This is a genomic window from Neisseria meningitidis (genome assembly GCF_022869645.1).
In the GTDB taxonomy this organism is placed as follows: Bacteria; Pseudomonadota; Gammaproteobacteria; order Burkholderiales; family Neisseriaceae; genus Neisseria; species Neisseria meningitidis.
On record NZ_CP064367.1, the window covers coordinates 271,638 to 290,793 of the forward strand.

The 19,156-nt window shown below is 51.7% G+C and carries 13 protein-coding genes and 3 pseudogenes; 10 read left to right on the top strand and 6 right to left on the bottom strand.

The genetic code is table 11. The features are described from left to right. Window positions 1-36: 36 nt before the first annotated feature. Together IUJ45_RS01395 and IUJ45_RS01400 are read right to left on the bottom strand one after the other, a co-directional pair. Complete coding sequence (locus tag IUJ45_RS01395) at window positions 37-2,010, bottom strand: Mu transposase C-terminal domain-containing protein (RefSeq protein ID WP_082308607.1); 1,974 nt, start codon at window positions 2,008-2,010, stop codon at window positions 37-39. A gap of 1 nt (window position 2,011) precedes the next feature. After that, window positions 2,012-2,263, bottom strand: a complete 252-nt coding sequence (locus IUJ45_RS01400; RefSeq protein WP_002232388.1) for a helix-turn-helix domain-containing protein — start codon at window positions 2,261-2,263, stop codon at window positions 2,012-2,014. Between the two features lie 47 nt (window positions 2,264-2,310). On the opposite strand from IUJ45_RS01400, the gene IUJ45_RS01405 reads away from it, so the two are divergent. The 5 genes and pseudogenes from IUJ45_RS01405 to IUJ45_RS01425 all read left to right on the top strand — a co-directional run bounded on the left by IUJ45_RS01405 (window position 2,311) and on the right by IUJ45_RS01425 (window position 5,805). After that, window positions 2,311-3,192, top strand: coding sequence for a transcriptional regulator (locus IUJ45_RS01405; RefSeq protein WP_002246172.1), 882 nt, complete (start codon window positions 2,311-2,313; stop codon window positions 3,190-3,192). 153 nt (window positions 3,193-3,345) lie between these two features. Beyond that, window positions 3,346-3,567: pseudogene (locus tag IUJ45_RS01410) on the top strand (S24 family peptidase); the annotation flags it as partial. A gap of 209 nt (window positions 3,568-3,776) precedes the next feature. After that, window positions 3,777-4,367: pseudogene (locus tag IUJ45_RS01415) on the top strand (ATP-binding cassette domain-containing protein); the annotation flags it as partial. A 104-nt stretch (window positions 4,368-4,471) separates the two neighbouring features. Next, window positions 4,472-5,140, top strand: coding sequence for a DnaA regulatory inactivator Hda (gene hda / locus IUJ45_RS01420; protein ID WP_002213636.1), 669 nt, complete (start codon window positions 4,472-4,474; stop codon window positions 5,138-5,140). Next, a complete protein-coding gene (locus IUJ45_RS01425) occupies window positions 5,137-5,805 on the top strand; it encodes a histidinol-phosphatase (RefSeq protein ID WP_002223806.1) in 669 nt (222 codons plus the stop codon). The genes hda and IUJ45_RS01425 overlap by 4 nt, the downstream gene beginning before the upstream one ends. A 1,436-nt stretch (window positions 5,806-7,241) precedes the next feature. Here the strand turns inward: IUJ45_RS01425 and argB are convergent. After that, a complete protein-coding gene (argB, locus tag IUJ45_RS01430) occupies window positions 7,242-8,138 on the bottom strand; it encodes an acetylglutamate kinase (protein WP_082308608.1) in 897 nt (298 codons plus the stop codon). 169 nt (window positions 8,139-8,307) lie between these two features. Here argB and IUJ45_RS01435 point away from each other — a divergent pair, with 169 nt between their 5' ends. Together IUJ45_RS01435 and lgt are read left to right on the top strand one after the other, a co-directional pair. After that, entirely contained in the window at window positions 8,308-9,438 is a 1,131-nt protein-coding gene (locus IUJ45_RS01435) for a M14 family metallopeptidase (protein WP_002219327.1), read from the top strand. Window positions 9,439-9,508: 70 nt separating this feature from the next. After that, window positions 9,509-10,360 (top strand): prolipoprotein diacylglyceryl transferase, encoded by an 852-nt coding sequence (gene lgt, locus IUJ45_RS01440; protein WP_002219328.1) that lies wholly within the window; start codon window positions 9,509-9,511, stop codon window positions 10,358-10,360. An 82-nt stretch (window positions 10,361-10,442) separates the two neighbouring features. Here lgt and IUJ45_RS01445 read toward each other — a convergent pair whose 3' ends face one another. Continuing rightward, a complete protein-coding gene (locus IUJ45_RS01445; protein ID WP_002222528.1) occupies window positions 10,443-11,105 on the bottom strand; it encodes a YecA/YgfB family protein in 663 nt (220 codons plus the stop codon). Between the two features lie 33 nt (window positions 11,106-11,138). Between IUJ45_RS01445 and IUJ45_RS11115 the strand changes: the two are divergent. Further along, window positions 11,139-11,246 (top strand): annotated as a pseudogene (locus tag IUJ45_RS11115) (IS5/IS1182 family transposase); the annotation flags it as partial. A 58-nt stretch (window positions 11,247-11,304) separates the two neighbouring features. On the opposite strand, the gene IUJ45_RS01450 reads toward IUJ45_RS11115, so the two are convergent. Next, window positions 11,305-13,098, bottom strand: coding sequence for a 2-isopropylmalate synthase (locus IUJ45_RS01450; protein ID WP_002246171.1), 1,794 nt, complete (start codon window positions 13,096-13,098; stop codon window positions 11,305-11,307). A 245-nt stretch (window positions 13,099-13,343) separates the two neighbouring features. Between IUJ45_RS01450 and proB the strand changes: the two genes are divergently transcribed. Beyond that, window positions 13,344-14,453, top strand: coding sequence for a glutamate 5-kinase (gene proB, locus IUJ45_RS01455; RefSeq protein WP_002219332.1), 1,110 nt, complete (start codon window positions 13,344-13,346; stop codon window positions 14,451-14,453). A 12-nt stretch (window positions 14,454-14,465) separates the two neighbouring features. After that, the gene (locus IUJ45_RS01460; RefSeq protein WP_002246170.1) at window positions 14,466-15,728 is read left to right on the top strand and encodes a glutamate-5-semialdehyde dehydrogenase; all 1,263 of its coding nucleotides are present in this window, start codon (window positions 14,466-14,468) and stop codon (window positions 15,726-15,728) included. A gap of 224 nt (window positions 15,729-15,952) precedes the next feature. Here IUJ45_RS01460 and IUJ45_RS01465 read toward each other — a convergent pair whose 3' ends face one another. Next, complete coding sequence (locus IUJ45_RS01465; protein ID WP_002246169.1) at window positions 15,953-18,997, bottom strand: DNA translocase FtsK; 3,045 nt, start codon at window positions 18,995-18,997, stop codon at window positions 15,953-15,955. Between the last annotated feature and the right edge of the window lie 159 nt (window positions 18,998-19,156).

Consider the following 19,156-nt stretch of genomic DNA (forward strand, 5'->3'; position numbering starts at 1 on the left):
ACGCCGCATTTTTCTGTTTGTCCATCATGTTTTCCTTTATCTATCCGCCTCAAATAGCACAAAATCGTCCGTGCCCGTTTTCGGCAATACCGCATACTCCGCCTCGATGACGTTTCCGCCCAAATGTCCCAGCTCGTCCCAAACTGCCGCCTGTTCCAAAGCCGGATTGACTTCCGCATTTGCGAGCTTGATTGCATTTTCCGCCCGCTTGATTTTGCCTTTTCGGCGTTTTTCCGCCAGTTGGTCGATACGAGCCGTCGGGAAAGCCTCGCGGGTATTGCCGTCGGCCTGCGCCTTAGTGATAAACTTGCCGTCCATATCAAACACATTGACCGCCGACGCATCGCTCAAATCGTAGCTGACCCGTACCTCGTCTTTGTGATACTCCGCCAGCTCAGTTGAGAAATAAGAGTTGTTGAACAAATCCAGCCAACCGCGCTGTACCTTTCGCACCTCTTGCGGCATAAACATCGTCGCCAGCTCTTCTGCCGACAACATATCCGGCGCGATACCGTCCTGTTCCAGCCTCATTTCCCGATAAGCCTTCGGCGAATAATGCCCGCCGTCAGGATGTCGGGGCAGCTCGCCGTGCGGGCGGTTGTTGTATTCATCGATACACTTGACCACATCCGCGATAAAGCGCGACCAGCTCGGCAGTTTTTTCAAATATTTCTGTTGTTCCTCCGTCAAATCCTTGCCTTTTTCCAAAGCATTAAAAGCACTTTCCATCTTGCGGTATATCAGGTTCTTCGTGCTGCTGTCCATCCCCGCGCTCGCAAACGTCTCATACTGTCGCGCCATCTCAATCAGATTGTCTTTCCACCATCGTTCGATGATGCCTCGACCTTGCGGGTTGCCCGCAATACCCGTTTCATGGCGGATACCCAGTCGGGACGTAATACCCGTGATTTCATGGTCAATCGTCTTGCCGGTTTGGCCGCCGCCGTTATCCGAGTAATAGATAATCGGCAAACCAAAATGCTTGACCCCGATACGCAGAGCATCCGATACCGCCACACAACTTTCAGCCAACGAAACCGAAAAACCGACCACAAACCGCGTACAACCATCAATAATCACCGTCACTTCCGGCTTAAACGGCCTGCCGTGTACCGGATGCGCCACCTTCGCCTTAAAGCTGTGGCCGTCGCCGATCCAAACATCGTTCGGCTTCAAAGCCCCCCAATCACGTTTCACATAAGGCAGCAGCGATTTATAAGCCGCCCCCGTTTTCCTGCCGCGCTCCTGCATAATCAGCGGCAGCTTGTCCCAAACGCGCCGCACCATACTCAAATTAGGCACATCATTGACCGGCATATTTTCCGCTTCCGCCCACTGCACAAACCGGCGGTAGCTGTGTGCCAGCTTCGGAGCTGAAGGGATGTTGTGAAACTGCATAAACATCGGCAACCAACCGTAGCTCTCAATCGGCTTAACCGCCTTCGTCGTCTTCGGAGCCAAAGCAACCAGCCGCTCCGTCGCGTTTTCCGCTTTCAAATAAGCAGAAATCCAGCCGTCTAAAGTACGTTCGCCAACCTTTGCCGACCGGCTGCGGTCATTGGCCTTTTCCAAGTTCCCAAGCGTGACCGCGTCCAATTTACTTTCTGCCAGCAAGCCCAAAAACTGAGCCACCGCAGCCTTGGCAGAGCAATCGTATTCGTATTTAATCCCCAACACCGCCACCACCACCGCACATCGCGCATCCGCCACCGACCGTTGTTTCTCGTTCAACAGCTTGGCCGCTTCAGCCAGTGCCTGAGCCGACATCGCCGTCCCTGGTCTGACTTGGGGCAGGGTTTTCGGCATCTTCTCCGCCAGCTCGTCCGACTGCCGTTTCATGATGGCTGCTCGGATTTCAATAGGTAGGGCATATTCAACACCACCACCCTTACCTTGACGCCTTCTCGTTTGCCAACCATCCCTTTGCGCTTTTTTTCTCAGCCCTATTACTGTTCTTGGCATATTTGGCAACCCAAAATTAAGCAGGCTTTTGAGATCCATATATTCCATTTCAACCCACTCCGAGCATCTCTTTCAATTCAGCTATCTTTTTGTCTCGACAATCTGTTTTCTTGTAATGCGGAAAAACTTCAACTAAATCTTTTTGAATCACTTTCGCGATTGCTTCCGCAATTCTTTTGCTTCCTCGTCCATTTCTTATGACCTCAGAAACAGATTGGTTAGTTACCCCTAAAGCCGAAGCCAACATTCTTGCCGATATATTTTTTTCTTCTAAGGATTTATAGATTTCGTTCGCTTGCATAATGCCTCCATGATAGAATCCATTACTTACTTACCTTACAGGCTTTAATGCCTGCCTTAACTGTTACTTGGATGATATACACAAAATATTTGGTAATATTTTGCGGTGTTTTTATGGAACGCATTGATTTAGCATTGAATTTAGTTGAAGAGAGAAGCCGACTTGGATACTCTCGAAAGAATTTTGCTGAGCAAACTGGATGCAGTGCAGAAAGTTTGAGACTGTATGAAAGCGGGCAGGTCAACATTCCTGCGGACTTTTTACTTGCTGCTGTCCAATTAGGGGTGGATATTCAATTTGTCTTTACAGGCATTCATTCGGCAAATTTAAATGCTGTTTCAGACGACCTTAATAAAAAATTGGACGACGCTATTGGCAAATCAAACGTTGAGAATCAGATTAACGGCAACGTCAGTAACGCTGTTATCGCCTCATCTGGTTCGGTTGTTCATCAAATTAATACCCAAAATCACGTCATCAGAACCCGTGTCGATTCAAAACCCGGCAAGGAACATATAACGCTTGAGCAAGCTTCAAAGCTGCAACAACTTGTTAAACAAGTTGCCGCAGCAGAAGAGATTGCCAAACGGTCGCCAAAATCAATCCGTGCAATTTGGGCTAGTCTGAATGCTCACTGTAAAGTTCCAAGTTACAAACTAATCGCATTGAGCGATTACGACAAAGCAGAAACTTATCTCAGAAAATGGCTGGGTAGGTTGAGCAATACAGCAACATCAAAGAACAACGATCCCGACTGGCGAAAAAAGAAATACGCTTATATCAAATTAAATGTAAAACAGCTTGAGCTTGAAGATTGGTTGAAAAGTTACCTCGAAAAAAATTTCTCAGTAGAAAGCCTGACTGAATTAAGTGATGAAGATTTGCAAAAAACATATGCAGCAGTATCGACTAAAAAACGGAAAAAATAGGCTTAAACATGAAACTCCGCCTTTAAATTCAAGTTTCATGTTTAGCTTATGGTCTTCAGATGCTTTTTTTAGATGTATGATATTAAAAGATTTTTTCAAACATGGAACTATTATACAAGTTCCATGTTCAGTTTCTAGTTAAAGCCTTTTATAAACATTCTAATCAACCACGCCGAAACCGAGCCGCGCGACGGCCTATATGTCTTGCGTATAGGCAATGACCTCTTTGTCAAACGTGTGCAACGTATACCGGGCAAACTGCTTGTAACGTCTGAAAATCCACGTTACGCACCGTTTGAAATAGATTTGAGTAATACCCAAGACGACATCGCCATCATAGGCCGTGTTGAGTGGTATGGCCGGAGTATTGATTAAATCCATTTTAAAAACCTCTTAAAACAGTTTTAAAAATTCCCTAATCTCGTCAGCTTTAAACAGAAAACCGCGCATTCCGGCGCGGTTTTGTGAAAAAGCTGGCGTAACTTTTCCGGATACAAAAAAACGCCGAAATCCACGTCTTCCGAAGATTTCAGCGTTTTTTTACTCTATTTGTTCCTTGTGCAAAAACTAACAGTCCCCCACAGGAAAACGTCGCTCTGTTCCGCCACAACGGCGAAATCCTGTTGAGCGGCATCAACATCAAACTCAAAAGCGGCGATTCCCTGCTGATACGCGGCCCGAGCGGTTGCGGCAAAACTTCGTTGCTGCGCGCGCTGGCTGGGCTTTGGCCGTTCGGCAGCAGCGGCAAAGTCAGCCGTCCGCCGCATCAAGACATCCTCTTCCTGCCGCAACGCCCGTACACGGCACAGGGCAGCCTGCGCGACGCGGTTTGTTATCCCGACATCGACAAACAGCATCCGGAGCTAATCGAAGCCATGAACACCTGCCGCTTGGGTTATCTGATTGACAAATTGGACAAAACAGACGACTGGCAGCACAAACTCTCCCTGGGCGAACTGCAACGCGTCGCCTTCGTCCGCGCCCTGCTTTCCAAGCCCAAAATCGTCCTGCTCGACGAAGCCACCGCCGCCTTGGACGAACCGGCCGAAGCCGCGCTCTACCGCGCCTTAAAGCAAAAACTGCCCGACAGCATCATCATCAGCATCGGACACCGAAGCACGCTCAACGCGTTCCACAATATGCGCCTCGATGTCGGCAACGTTGCCTGCGGTTGAACGATGCCGTCTGAAGCCGTTTTCAGACGGCATCGTTCAAATTGATAAAGCACGCGAAAACAACGTACAATAAACCCGTTTACCACCCCTCGGAATGCCGAACCGTGAACCAGCTTATTTTCGACTTTGCCGCACACGACTATCCGAGTTTCGACAAATTCCTCGGCACGGAAAACGCGGAACTGGTCTATGTCCTCCGACACAAACACGGACAGTTTATCTATGTCTGGGGTGAAGAAGGTGCGGGCAAAAGCCATCTTTTGCAGGCGTGGGTCGCACAGGCGCTCGAAGCCGGCAAAAACGCCGCCTATATCGATGCCGCCTCCATGCCGCTGACCGATGCCGCGTTCGAGGCGGAATACCTCGCCGTCGATCAAGTCGAAAAACTGGGCAACGAAGAACAAGCCCTGCTTTTTTCCATCTTCAACCGCTTCCGCAACAGCGGCAAAGGCTTTTTGCTGCTCGGTTCGGAATACACGCCCCAGCAGCTTGTCATCCGCGAAGATTTGCGGACGCGTATGGCGTACTGCCTCGTTTACGAAGTCAAACCCTTAACCGACCAAGAAAAAATCGACGCGCTCGCCAGTATGGCGGCGGCACGCCAAGTAACCGTCGATTCCGAAATTTTCGAATACCTGCTCAAACACTGGCGGCGCGATATGGACAGCCTGATGATGATGCTCGACACGCTGGACAACTACGCCGTCACGATGGGCAAACGCATCACCCTGCCGCTTTTGCGCCAGCTTTTGAAACAACAGGAAACCCAATGAAAAACCTCGCCATCTTCGACCTCGACAACACCCTCATCAACACCGATTCCGACCACGCCTGGCCGCAATACCTCATCAAAAAAGGCTTGGTTGACGCTGCCGAAACCGAAGCGCAAAACGAAAAATTCTACCGCGACTACCAAAACGGCTGCCTCGACATCGACGCATTCCTCAAATTCCACCTCGCCCCGCTCGCCCGTTACAGCAAAGAAGAGCTGGCGGAATTTCACCGCGAATTTATGGCGGAATACATCATCCCCCACATCTCGCCTATGCAGCGTATGCTGGTGCAGAGCCACCAAATGGCAGGCGACGAAACCCTCGTCATCTCATCGACCAACGAGTTCATCATCACCCCCGTCTGCCGCCTTTTCGGCATTACCAACATCATCGGCACACAACTCGAATCCGGTTCCGACGGCCGCTACACCGGCAATTACATCGGCACGCCCAGCCTCAAAGAAGGTAAAATCACCCGCCTGAACCAATGGCTCGCCGAACGCGGCGAAACGCTCGAAAGCTACGGCAAAACCTATTTTTACAGCGACTCCAAAAACGACCTGCCGCTGCTGCGCCTCGTCGACGAACCCGTCGCCGTCAACCCCGATGCCGAGCTGGAAAAAGAAGCCAAAGAAAAAGGCTGGCCGGTTTTGAATTTCAAATGACGCAATGCCGTCTGAAGCCCGATTCGGCGTTCAGACGGCATTGAGGCTGAAATCCAAAAAACTCAAAGCCACAGGAATTTATCCGGAAAAACAAAAAACACAGGAATTCATCGGGAAAAACAACAATCTTTCCACCGTCATTCCCACGAAAGTGGGAATCTTGATCCGTCCGCACGGAAACTTATATTTCGTCATTTGCACCCGACATAATTCAATACTTTATTTTGCAATAAATTAACGGATGCTGACAAATTAGATTGGATTAATTACCCTATTATCCATATTGGGTTATCGGGTTGCTAATTGAGCAGAGCGTAGCAAACCATAAAGTGAGTGTTTCCACCCACTCTGCATTTACTATGAAGTGGTTATTAAATATGATAATGAGACCTATTAAATTTAGTATGGTAAATACGTTATTATTTATTGTTATATGTAGTTCATTTTTTGATCTGCTCGTTCAATTATGTACAATTTTATTTCATAGCCAAAAAATATACTTTATTACATTATTTTTATTATTTATTTTTAATTTTGTTACAAAATCTATCTATATGGCAATTATTTATCCTATTTTATATTTTTTTACGATAAAAAAATATTATCCTTACTCTAGGAAAGTGATAATTCTATTATCATTAGCATTATCTATATATTTTAGTTTTATGGACTTTTACTTTTTTTCCATATATTCAGATAACCTTAGCTATGAAACGGAGCCTTTACATTTATACATCCCTATTATTATTAATTTTTTCTCACTTTTAGTTTCTAATTTTATTTTATCTTTTATCAACAAGTAAATGTATATACAAACTACAATCCAAAAGATCCTAAGCAAACCACCAATCCCACACCACCCTTACCGGTTCAAATCCGCACAAAAACCCACATCCCGTCATTCCCACGAAAGTGGGAATCTGGGACGTATAGTGGATTAACAAAAATCAGGACAAGGCGACCAAGCCGCAGACAGTACAAATAGTACGGAACCGATTCACTTGGTGCTTCAGCACCTTAGAGAATCGTTCTCTTTGAGCTAAGGCGAGGCAACGCCGTACTGGTTTTTGTTAATCCACTATAAAATCTAAAGAAACCTTTTTTCCCGATAAGTTTCCGTGCCGACAGGTCTAGATTCCCGCCTGCGCGGGAATGACGGATCTTAGGCTTCTGTTTTTGTTTCTATAGTGGATTAACAAAAATCAAGACAAGGCGACCAAGCCGCAGACAGTACAAATAGTACGGAACCGATTCACTTGGTGCTTCAGCACCTTAGAGAATCGTTCTCTTTGAGCTAAGGCGAGGCAACGCCGTACTGGTTTTTGTTAATCCACTATATTTTTTCAGGAATGACGGTTTGGAAATTGCCCGAAACCCCAAAAACAGAAACCGGACAAACGGGTTTTCCGCCAAAGCCGGCATTTTCCGACTTTGCTTCAGGCATCTTCCCCACCGCCCAAAATCATCGAACCGATACCGGCATCGGTAAAGATTTCCAGCAAAAGCGCGTTGGGCACCCTGCCGTCGATGATATGCGTGGCTTTCACGCCGTTGACGGCGGCTTCGACCGCAGAAGCGATTTTCGGCAGCATACCGCCATACAGCGTGCCGTCGGCAATCAGTTCATCAATCCGTTTCGGCGTGAGTTTGGTCAGCAGATTGCCCGTTTTGTCCATCACACCGGCGATATTCGTCATCATCAAGAGTTTTTCGGCGTTCAATTCTTCCGCCAATTTGCCTGCTACCAAATCGGCGTTGATGTTGAACGCTTCGCCTTTTTCACCTACGCCGACGGGGGCGACGACGGGAATGCAGCCACGTTCTATCAGCCCTTTAACCAAACCGGTATCGATGCTTTCCACCGTACCGACCTGTCCGATGTCCACGCCATTCTGTTCGGGCGTATCGATCAAAAGTTTCTTCGCCTTAATGAAATGGTCGTCGCGTCCGCTTACGCCGACCGCGTGTCCGCCATATGTGTTAATCATCGACACGATTTCTTTATTGACATGCCCGCCCAACACCATTTCGACAATATCCATCGCCTCTTTGTCGGTAACGCGCATTCCTTGGACAAACTCACCCTTTTTGCCGACTTTTTCAAGCATCGCATTGATCTGCGGCCCGCCGCCGTGAACGATGACGGGATGAATGCCGACCAGCTTCAGCAGCACGACATCGCGGGCAAACCCTTCTTTCAAGGCAGGTTCGGTCATCGCGTTGCCGCCGTATTTGATGACGGCGACCGAACCGGAAAACCGGCGGATGTAAGGCAGCGCTTCGGCAAGGATACGCGCCTTGTCGGCGGTGGAAATAATGTTTTCAGACTCCATAACGGCTCCCTATTGTTGACAATTTCGGCTTATGTTAACGCCAAACGCCGTCTGAAACAATCTTCAGACGGCATCCGGCAGACTTTCGAGCAGGTTGAAGCCTTGCGATACGGGCGGTAAAATCGCGGTTTATCCGGTTCGAGAAACCGGCGACAGCAAGGACTTTCCCATGATTAAAATCAGCACCCGCTTCGATGCCGGCTCGGTCGTCGTCAAAGACCTGACCGATCCTTCCAACATCCGCCTCGCCCTGCGTCCCGACAACGCCTCCGATTTTGCACAATGGTTCTACTTCCGGCTGCAAGGCGCGGCATATCAAAACTGCATCATGCATTTTGAAAACGCGGCAGAAGCCGCCTACCCGAAAGGCTGGGAAGGCTATCAGGCGTGTGCCTCATACGACCGCCGCAACTGGTTCCGCGTACCGACTTCCTACGAAAACGGCGTACTGACCGTCAATCATACGCCGCTGTCCAACAGCGTGTATTACGCCTATTTCGAACCTTACTCCGAAGAACAGCATTTAAACCTCCTCGGCGACGCGCAAGGCAGCGGCCTGTGCCGCATCGACGACTTGGGCAGCACCGTGCAAGGGCGCGACATCAATCTGCTGACCATCGGCAATCAGGTCGAAAGCGATCTGAAAATCTGGATTACCGCCCGCCAGCATCCGGGCGAAACCATGGCGGAATGGTTTGTCGAGGGGCTGCTCGGCAGGCTGCTCGATCCGCAAGACCCGACAGCGCGCACCCTGCTCGACCGCGCCACGTTCTATATCGTCCCCAATATGAACCCCGACGGTTCGGCACTGGGCAACCTTCGTACCAACGCCGCCGGTGCGAACCTCAACCGCGAATGGGAAAATCCGACTTTGGAAAAAAGCCCCGAAGTGTTCTTCGTGCGCGAAAAAATGCTGGAAACCGGCGTGGATTTGTTCTTGGACATCCACGGCGACGAAGGGCTGCCCTTTATCTTTGTTGCAGGAACTGAAGGCGTGCCAAACTACAATCCGCGCATTTCCGCGTTGGAAACACAGTTCAAAACCGCCCTTTTGAACGCCAGCCCCGATTTCCAAGACGAATACGGTTACGAAAAAGATGCGCCCGGTCAGGCAAACATGACCTTGGCAACAAACTGGGTCGGCAACCGTTTCAACTGCCTTGCCTATACGTTGGAAATGCCGTTCAAAGACAATGCCAACCTGCCCGACGACGATTTCGGATGGAACGGTCAACGGTCGTTGCGCTTGGGCGAAGCCGCGTTGTCCGCCATCCTCAACATCATCGGCGATTTGCGCTGAAACCCTTATTGCAGAAATGCCGTCTGAAGCATCATGCCTTTCAGACGGCATTTGAAAACGAAAGCCCGTTATGATTACCCATCCCCAATTCGACCCCGTCCTTATCAGTATCGGCCCGCTTGCCGTCCGCTGGTATGCCCTAAGCTACATCCTCGGATTTATTCTTTTTACCTTTCTCGGCAGAAGGCGCATCGCGCAAGGCTTGTCCGTTTTTACCAAAGAATCGCTCGACGACTTCCTGACATGGGGCATTTTGGGCGTAATTTTGGGCGGGCGTTTGGGTTACGTCCTGTTTTACAAGTTTTCCGACTACCTCGCCCATCCGCTTGATATTTTCAAGGTATGGGAAGGCGGAATGTCGTTCCACGGCGGCTTTTTGGGTGTAGTTATTGCCATATGGTTGTTCGGTCGCAAACACGGCATCGGCTTCCTCAAACTGATGGACACGGTCGCACCGCTCGTTCCACTGGGTCTCGCTTCGGGACGTATCGGCAACTTCATCAACGGCGAACTTTGGGGACGCGTTACCGACATCAACGCATTTTGGGCAATGGGCTTCCCGCAGGCGCGTTACGAAGACCTCGAAGCCGCCGCGCACAATCCGCTTTGGGCAGAATGGCTGCAACAATACGGTATGCTGCCGCGTCATCCCTCGCAGCTTTATCAGTTTGCACTTGAAGGCATCTGCCTGTTCGCCGTCGTTTGGCTGTTCTCTAAAAAACAGCGGCCGACCGGACAAGTCGCCTCACTCTTCCTCGGCGGCTACGGCATATTCCGCTTCATTGCCGAATTTGCACGCCAACCCGACGACTATCTCGGGCTGCTGACCTTGGGGCTGTCGATGGGGCAATGGTTGAGCGTCCCGATGATTGTTTTGGGTATCGTCGGCTTTGTCCGGTTCGGCATGAAAAAACAGCACTGACCGCCTGTGAAAAATACCGTCTGAAACATGGAAATCCGGTTTCAGACGGCATTTTTACGTTTGGTTCATGGAAACAAACGCTTCAATTCTTACCGCAACACGCCTTGTATTTTCTGCCGCTGCCGCACGGACAGGGATCGTTCCTGCCTGTTTTTTCGCCTTCCCTGCGGACGGTTTGCGGCTTGTTGATGACCGCCTGCCAGTAGCGGTAGATATCCGCCAATGCATAAGGCAACTCGGATTCCAGTTCCGCCAGCTCGCCTTCTGTGAATTGCAGACGGATAGTGCCGTTGTCCTCTTCGTCGTAAATACCGCCCAATGCCATGATGGGATAAAACAACTCTTCAAACGCTTCATCATCGACGGCTTCAAACCAATCGGTCGGCACAATATCCAAACCGTAAAGATAAGCATTGCACCATGTGTAAAAATCGCTGCCGCCGTCTTCGTTTTCATACAGCCACAAATCGGGCAGTTTTTTATCCGACATCGCGGCGGTTGTTTCCATCGCCATTGCCAAAACCAGCCGTTCGATTTCGGAACGTTCGGCGGCGGTAAATTGCGATTCGTCGCCCAACACTTCGGGCAGCCAGTCGAGCGGTGTCAATTTGTCCGGCCCGCTCAACAGCGCCGTCATAAAACCTTGAACCTCGTCGCAACGCATCGTGTTGCCTTGTTCGCTTTTGGCATCCAACAATTCGCTCAACCGCCGTTTGGATGCTTCGGTAAATTTTCGGGAATCCATCATTTTCCTTTTCCAATGGGTTTTGCGCCCTATTATAGTGGATTAAATTTAAATCAGGACAAGGCGACGAAGCCGCAGACAGTACAAATAGTACGGCAAGGCGAGGCAACGCCGTACTGGTTTAAATTTAATCCACTATATCGCCGCAATGCCGTCTGAAGCCTTTTTATGCTTCAGACGGCATCGTCTGTTTTCACGCTCAAATCGTACCGCTGCCTTGCGCTTTCGGTTTGGCAGAACCAAATTCCAGTTTGCTTAAGGCAGAGAGGTAGGCTTTGGCAGTGGCGACCAAAACGTCGGTATCCGCACCCTGACCGTTGACAACGCGGTTGCCACGCGCCAGACGGACGCTGGTTTCGCCCTGGCTTTCCGTACCTTGCGTGACGGCGTTGACGGAATAAATCTGCAAAGCCGCGCCGCTTTGCGCCACGCTTTCAATCGCTTTGAAAATCGCATCCACGGGGCCGGAGCCTGTGGCGGAAGCGCGTTTTTCTTCGCCTTTGATGCTGAACACGATGTCGGCGCGCGGCTCTTCGCCGGTTTCGGTGCTGATTTTTTGGGAGATGAATTTGTAGCTCTCGGCATTCATGCTGCCCATTTCGTCGGATACCAGTGCGTGCAGGTCTTCATCGAAGATTTCGCGTTTTTTGTCGGCGAGTTCTTTGAAGCGGGCAAACGCGGCGTTCAGTGCCTCTTCGCTTTCCAACTCGATGCCCAAATCCGCCAGCTTGGTTTTGAAGGCGTTGCGGCCGGACAATTTGCCCAAGCTCAAACGGTTTGTTGCCCAGCCGACCGATTCGGCGGACATAATCTCGTAAGTTTCGCGGTGTTTCAGCACCCCGTCCTGATGGATGCCCGATTCATGCGAAAAGGCATTGGCACCGACAATGGCTTTGTTGGGCTGCACGGGATAGCCCGTAATGGTGGACACCAGTTTGGACGAAGGCACGATTTGCGTGGTATCGATGCCGGTTTCCAAGCCGAACAAGTCGTGGCGCACTTTCAACGCCATCACGATTTCTTCAACCGAAGCATTGCCTGCACGTTCGCCCAAGCCGTTGACAGTACATTCCACCTGACGCGCACCGCCTTTTAATGCGGCAAGCGAATTGGCAACCGCCAAGCCCAAATCGTTGTGGCAGTGTGCCGACCAAACGACTTTGCCGCCGTTGGGCGTTTTGACAATCAGTTCGCGGAAAAATTCTTCGGTTTTGTACGGGATTGAATAGCCGACGGTATCGGGAATATTGATGGTGGTCGCGCCCGCTTCAATTACCGCGCCGCAGATTTCGGCAAGGAAATCGATTTCCGAACGCAACGCGTCTTCGCAGGAAAATTCCACATCGTCGGTGTATTCACGAGCGATTTTCACCGCTTTGACCGCCGCCTCAATCACCTGCTTCGGCTTCATCTTCAATTTGTACTCCATATGGATGGGGCTGGTGGCGATGAAGGTGTGGATGCGTTTTTTCGGCGCGGGCGCAACGGCCTCACCCGCCTGACGGATGTCCCGCTCGATGGCACGGGACAATGAACAGACCGTTGATTTGGTAATGGTTTTCGCAATCGCATTGACCGCCTCGAAATCGCCCGGGCTGGCAGCGGCAAAACCCGCTTCGATGATGTCCACACCCAATTTTTCCAGCTGGCGGGCGACGCGGATTTTTTCCTCTTTGGTCATAGCGGCGCCGGGCGATTGTTCGCCGTCGCGCAGGGTGGTGTCGAAAATGATAACGCGGTTGGCCTGTGTCATTTCTGTTCTCTCCAGAGATTCGTTTTTTTGTAAAAAAGCATTCAAATCCAGCGGCCTGCCTTGCGATTCGGCAAGCGCGGTCAGCTTTTGCAGTTGCGCCAAAGGCAGCGACCCGCGCGTGCGCCATTTATAGATGGCGGCGGTCGTCGCGGCATTTTCGGGATCGTGCTGTTTCAACGCTTCGGCAAGCGCGTTCACGCCGCCGAAATAAGCAACCAAGCGGTCTATATCTAATTGCATGGTAGTCCTTGTCTAAAATAAATCAGCCTACAGCAGAAATATGGACAGGATTATACGCATTTTGGACAAAACGGCAATATAAATTTGAAAAATCTCAATAAGCCGCCATAGATTTTATTAATTTTATACATTTTGTCTATTTTATCGCAGACGCGGCGTGATTGTTGACAATTGCGGCAGAACAGGGCAAATTCGGCGGCACAAGGCGGCAAACGAGACAGGACAAACCAACAAGGACGGAAACAATGAAATACAAAAGAATCGTATTTAAAGTCGGCACATCTTCGATTACCCATTCGGACGGCAGTCTCTCGCGCGGCAAAATCCAAACCATCACCCGCCAGCTTGCCGCATTGCATCATGCGGGACACGAGCTGGTCTTGGTGTCTTCCGGCGCGGTTGCGGCAGGGTTCGGTGCGCTGGGTTTCAAAAAACGTCCGGTCAAAATCGCCGACAAACAGGCTTCCGCCGCCGTCGGGCAGGGGCTGCTGATGGAAGAATATACGGCAAACCTGTCTTCAGACGGCATCGTGTCCGCACAAATCCTGCTCAGTCGCGCCGACTTTGCCGACAAACGCCGCTACCAAAATGCCGGCGGCGCACTTTCCGTGCTGCTGCAACGCCGCGCCGTCCCCATCATCAATGAAAACGATACGGTTTCGGTTGAGGAATTGAAAATCGGCGACAACGACACATTGAGTGCGCAAGTGGCGGCGATGATACAGGCAGACCTCTTGGTGCTGCTGACCGACATAGACGGTCTTTACACCGGCAACCCGAACAGCAATCCCGATGCCGTACGGCTGGACAAAATCGAACACATCAACCATGAAATCATCGAAATGGCGGGCGGCTCGGGTTCGGCAAACGGCACAGGCGGTATGCTGACTAAAATCAAAGCGGCGACGATTGCGACCGAGTCCGGCGTACCGGTCTATATCTGTTCCTCGCTCAAACCCGATGCACTTGCCGAAGCGGCAGATAATCAGGCGGACGGCTCGTTTTTCGTCCCCCGTGCCAAAGGTTTGCGGACGCAGAAGCAATGGCTGGCGTTCTATTCCGAAAGCAGGGGCGGCGTTTATGTGGACGAAGGTGCGGAACACGCTTTGTCCGAACAGGGAAAAAGCCTGCTGATGTCGGGCATTGCCGGAATCGAAGGGCATTTTTCCCGTATGGACACCGTAACCGTGTACAGCAAGGCAACCAAACAGCCTTTGGGCAAAGGGCGAGTCCTGTTCGGCTCTGCCGCCGCCGAAGACCTGCTCAAATTGCGTAAGGCGAAAGGCGTGTTCATCCATCGGGACGACTGGATTTCCATCACGCCCGAAATACGCCTGCTTCTGACCGAATTTTAGAAAAGGAAACCCATGTCAAACACACAAAAACAGCTTGCCCTTGCCAAAGCGGCAAAAAAATCCGTCAACACGGCGGATACGGAAGAAAAAAACCGCGCGCTGTTTGCTATGGCGGACAGCTTGGAAGCGGCGGCGGCAGATATTTTGGCGGCAAACCGTCAAGACTTGGAAGCCGCGGCAGGCAACATTCCCGAAAGCATGACCGACCGCCTTTTGTTGGACGGCAAACGCATTTGCGCGATGGCGGACGGCATCAGGGCGGTTGCCGCGCTGCCCGACCCCGTGGGCGAAATACTGGAAACCTCGACTTTGCCCAACGGCTTGGAAATCGTCAAAAAGCGCGTGGCGATGGGCGTTATCGGCATTATTTACGAAAGCCGCCCGAACGTTACGTCCGATGCGGCGGCTTTGGCACTGAAAAGCGGCAGCGCGGTCGTACTCCGCAGCGGCAAAGATGCATTCCAATCCGCACGCGCCATCGTTGCCGCCCTGAAAACGGGGTTGGCACAAACCCGCATCGACCCCGACGCGCTCCAGTTGATTGAAGACACCGGGCGCGAAAGCAGTTACGAAATGATGAGGGCGAAAGATTATCTAGACCTGCTGATTCCGCGCGGCGGGGCGGGGCTGATACGGGCGGTGGTTGAGAATGCCGTCGTGCCGGTCATTGAAACGGGGACGGGCATTGTCCACATTTATATCGACAAGGACGCGGATTGGGACAAGGCGCTCCGTATCGTGTACAACGCCAAAACCAGCCGCCCGTCCGTGTGCAACTCGATGGAAGTGCTGCTGGTGCATGAAGACATTGCTGCCGACTTCCTGCCCAAGCTCGAACGGCTGTTGGTTCGCAACCGTATAGAAGCCGGACTGCCGCCCGTCCGCTTCCGTTTGGATCCGCAGGCGGCGCGGCATATCGGCGGCGAAGCGGCGGGTGCAGACGATTTCGATACCGAGTTTTTAGACTACATCCTCGCCGTGAAAACCGTCGCTTCGGTCGAAGAGGCGGTTGGGCACATCGAAGCCCACGGCACGCACCATTCAGACGGCATCGTTACCGAAAACCGCCACGCTGCGGACTATTTCACGACCCATATCGATTCTGCCGCCGTGTATGTCAACGCGTCCACGCGCTTTACCGACGGCGGCGAATTCGGCTTGGGTTGCGAAATGGGCATCTCCACGCAAAAACTCCACGCCCGGGGCCCGATGGGTTTGAAAGAACTGACGAGTTACAAATACATCGTACAAGGCACGGGACAGGTCAGGGAATAATCCGAATTCAAATGTCTGATATAGTGGATTAAATTTAAACCAGTACGGCGTTGCCTCGCCTTAGCTCAAAGAGAACGATTCTCTAAGGTGCTGAAGCACCAAGTGAATCGGTTCCGTACTATTTGTACTGTCTGCGGCTTCGTCGCCTTGTCCTGATTTTTGTTAATCCACTATAAAAATGCCGTCTGAAACAGTCTTCAGACGGCATTTCCATTTGCAAAAAATCAAGCATTGTCCAAGGGGACGAGAATCGTACGGTTGCCGTTGTGTTCCGGTGCGGACACAATGCCTTCCGCCTCCATCTGGTCAATCAGACGCGCGGCGCGATTATAGCCGATACGCAATGCGCGCTGCACGCCAGAAATGCTGGCTTTGCGCGTTTTCAAAACAACGGACACGGCCTCGTCGTACATCGGATCGGTTTCGCCGTCGCCGCTCCGGCTGATTCCCAGCAAATCGTCGGACATACCGCCGCTCAAAATATCGTCAACATAGTCCGGTTCGCCAAACTGTTTCAGATATTCGACCACGCGGTGCACCTCTTCATCCGAGGCAAACGCGCCGTGAACGCGCTGCGGATAGGCCGTACCCGGCGGCAGGAACAGCATATCGCCCTGCCCGAGCAGGTTTTCCGCACCCATTTGGTCAAGAATCGTGCGGCTGTCGATTTTGCTGGACACTTGGAACGCGATACGCGTCGGGATGTTCGCCTTAATCAGACCCGTGATGACATCGACACTGGGGCGTTGTGTGGCAAGGATAAGATGGATGCCTGCCGCGCGGGCTTTTTGGGCGAGGCGGGCAATCAGTTCTTCGATTTTCTTGCCTGCCGTCATCATCAGGTCGGCAAACTCATCAACCACGACCACGATAAACGGCAATTTTTCCAAAGGTTCGGGATTGTCGGGCGTGAGGCTGAACGGGTTGCCGATTTTCTCCCCCCTTGCTGCGGCTTCGGCGATTTTTTGATTGAAACCCGCAAGATTGCGCACGCCCATAAAGCTCATCAGGCGGTAGCGTTTTTCCATTTCGTTAACACACCAGTTCAGCGCGTTTGCCGCCAGCTTCATATCGGTAACGACAGGGGCGAGCAGGTGCGGGATGCCTTCGTAAATGCTCAATTCCAGCATTTTCGGATCGATCATAATCATACGCACGTCTTCCGGCGCGGCTTTGAAAAGCATAGACAGAATCATCGCGTTGACACCCACCGATTTGCCCGAACCGGTCGTGCCGGCAACCAACAAATGCGGTGCTTTGCCCAAGTCGGTTACGACGGGCTGTCCGGTGATGTCCTGACCGAGCGCGAGCGTCAGCTTGGATTTGGATTCGGCAAACTCGGGCGAATTGAAGATTTCGCTCAGGCGTATCATTTGGCGTTTCGGGTTCGGAAGTTCCAAACCCATACAGGTTTTGCCGAGGATGGTTTCGACAACGCGGATGGAAGCCACGCCGAGCGAACGCGCCAAGTCTTTTTCCAGATTTAGAACGGAATTGCCGCGCACGCCGACATCGGGTTCGATTTCATAACGCGTAATCACGGGGCCGGAATAAGAATCGACAACCTTGACCTTGACTTTGAACTCCGCCAATTTTTCTTCGATGGTGATGCTGTTTTCCAACAGTTCTTCTTCGGTTTGCGTCGCCCCGGGATTGAACAGCGGCGGCAGAAGCAGGTCGGTTGTCGGCAGGTGTTCGGATACCGCACCGGTTTCTTCAGATTGGAACGCCCCTTCATCCGCTTCCGTATCCGATGCCCGGCGGGACGGGCGTTCAGACGGCACATTTTCAAACGGACAAACCGCCTGACTGTCATGCCCGAACGCTTCGGTTTCCGACAAATATTGCCCGCTTGACCGCTCTGCCACACCCTCACTGCCGTCATTCGCAATAGCGGCGGTTTCCTCCTGCCAACCTCCATTCAAAACATCATCGGCAAGATGATCGGTTTCGGCAATGCGGCTGCGTTGCACCTGCTCGAATCCTGCCGGCGGTTCATAGGTACGGTTGTAGATTTCCGATACGGGAGGCGGCGGCGGAATATCGATTGCGGGCATGGGAACTTTCGGCACTTCGGGTGGTTCGACCACCCAAGCATCGGGCGCGGCAGGTTCTTCAATATGGATATCGGCAGTTTCATCATAAACCGGACCGCCGTATCCCACAGACGAAACAGTTTCCGTGAAAACATTTTCGGTTTCAGACGGCATTTCGACATCCCGTTTCCCGACAACCGTCCGACTTTCCGGAATCAGGCGCGAAATCCGCGCCTCCGCAGAAACCGTTGCCTTGTTCGGTTCTTTCAAATTGACGGAAACGCGGCGGCGGGCATCGCGGACGGCTGTGCCGTCTGAAACGGACTGCCCTTGGGAAACATCCGGGGATTTTGCCTCCGCCTGCCCTTTCCCCTGCCCTGCATGACGGCGGAACGGCGCATTCCGTGCATTTTCGGCTTTGACTGCAGAAAAGGCAGACGGATGCTGCTTCTCAAAATACGGCTCAAATCCGTAATCCGCAGACTCGGAAAACGCTTCTTTGTCCGCATCGAACATACGGGAATACGTGCGTTGAAGCACAGGGTCGTCCAAACCGATAATCTGCAGCCCTTCCATCGGGGTATCGGACACGCGGACTTTGGGGACCGCTGTTTCGTTTTTCTCAAATGCATCGATATAGCGTTTTTTCGTTTCCCTTAAAGCCGCGCTGTTTAAAGCACGCGTTGCTTCTTCCAAAGTGATTTCCTTAAAAACCGGACGGACGGGCGAAATTTCGCTTTCAGACGGCATCAACCCTTCAGCAATACTCCGGTCGAATGGGATGCGGCGGTTGTCGATTACGGCAGTTGCAATGTCTTCCGTATCGGCAGCCTCTTCCTCCGCAGCTTCTGCTTCTTCCGTTTCCGCTTCTTCCGTCCCGTTTCCACTGTCTGAATATCCGTCGGATGCGGTCGGAACATCCGCACGATTTGCAGAAGCAGGCGGAACGGGCCTGTCCGGTTCGGATTCGTGCGCCAGATAGTTTCGGCAGAAACGGACGACACCGACAAACAGCCAATACACTGCCGTTTTGACGGCATGGAAAAGCATCAGGGCAAGTTCGGGAAAATCGGGCATACCGTCTTTGATTTCAGGCAGCTCCGCCTGTTTTTCCCCTTTCTTTTCCTGCCACGCAGAAACCTCGCGCATCCACTCGCGTTCGGATTGTGCGCGGACAAAAAACAAGCCGGCAAGCGCAAGCAACAAAATAACGATCAAAACTATCCAAAACATATGCCGTTTCCCGCAAGACAAACGATTAAACGGGTTTATTTTAACGTGTTTCCATCCCAAAAAAAACAACCGGTCGGCAATTCTGCCGAAACCGATTCGGCTTTCGGTTTGCCCCCGCCGACAGTATAATAGCCGTCCCTTCCCTTAATCTTTGCGGCA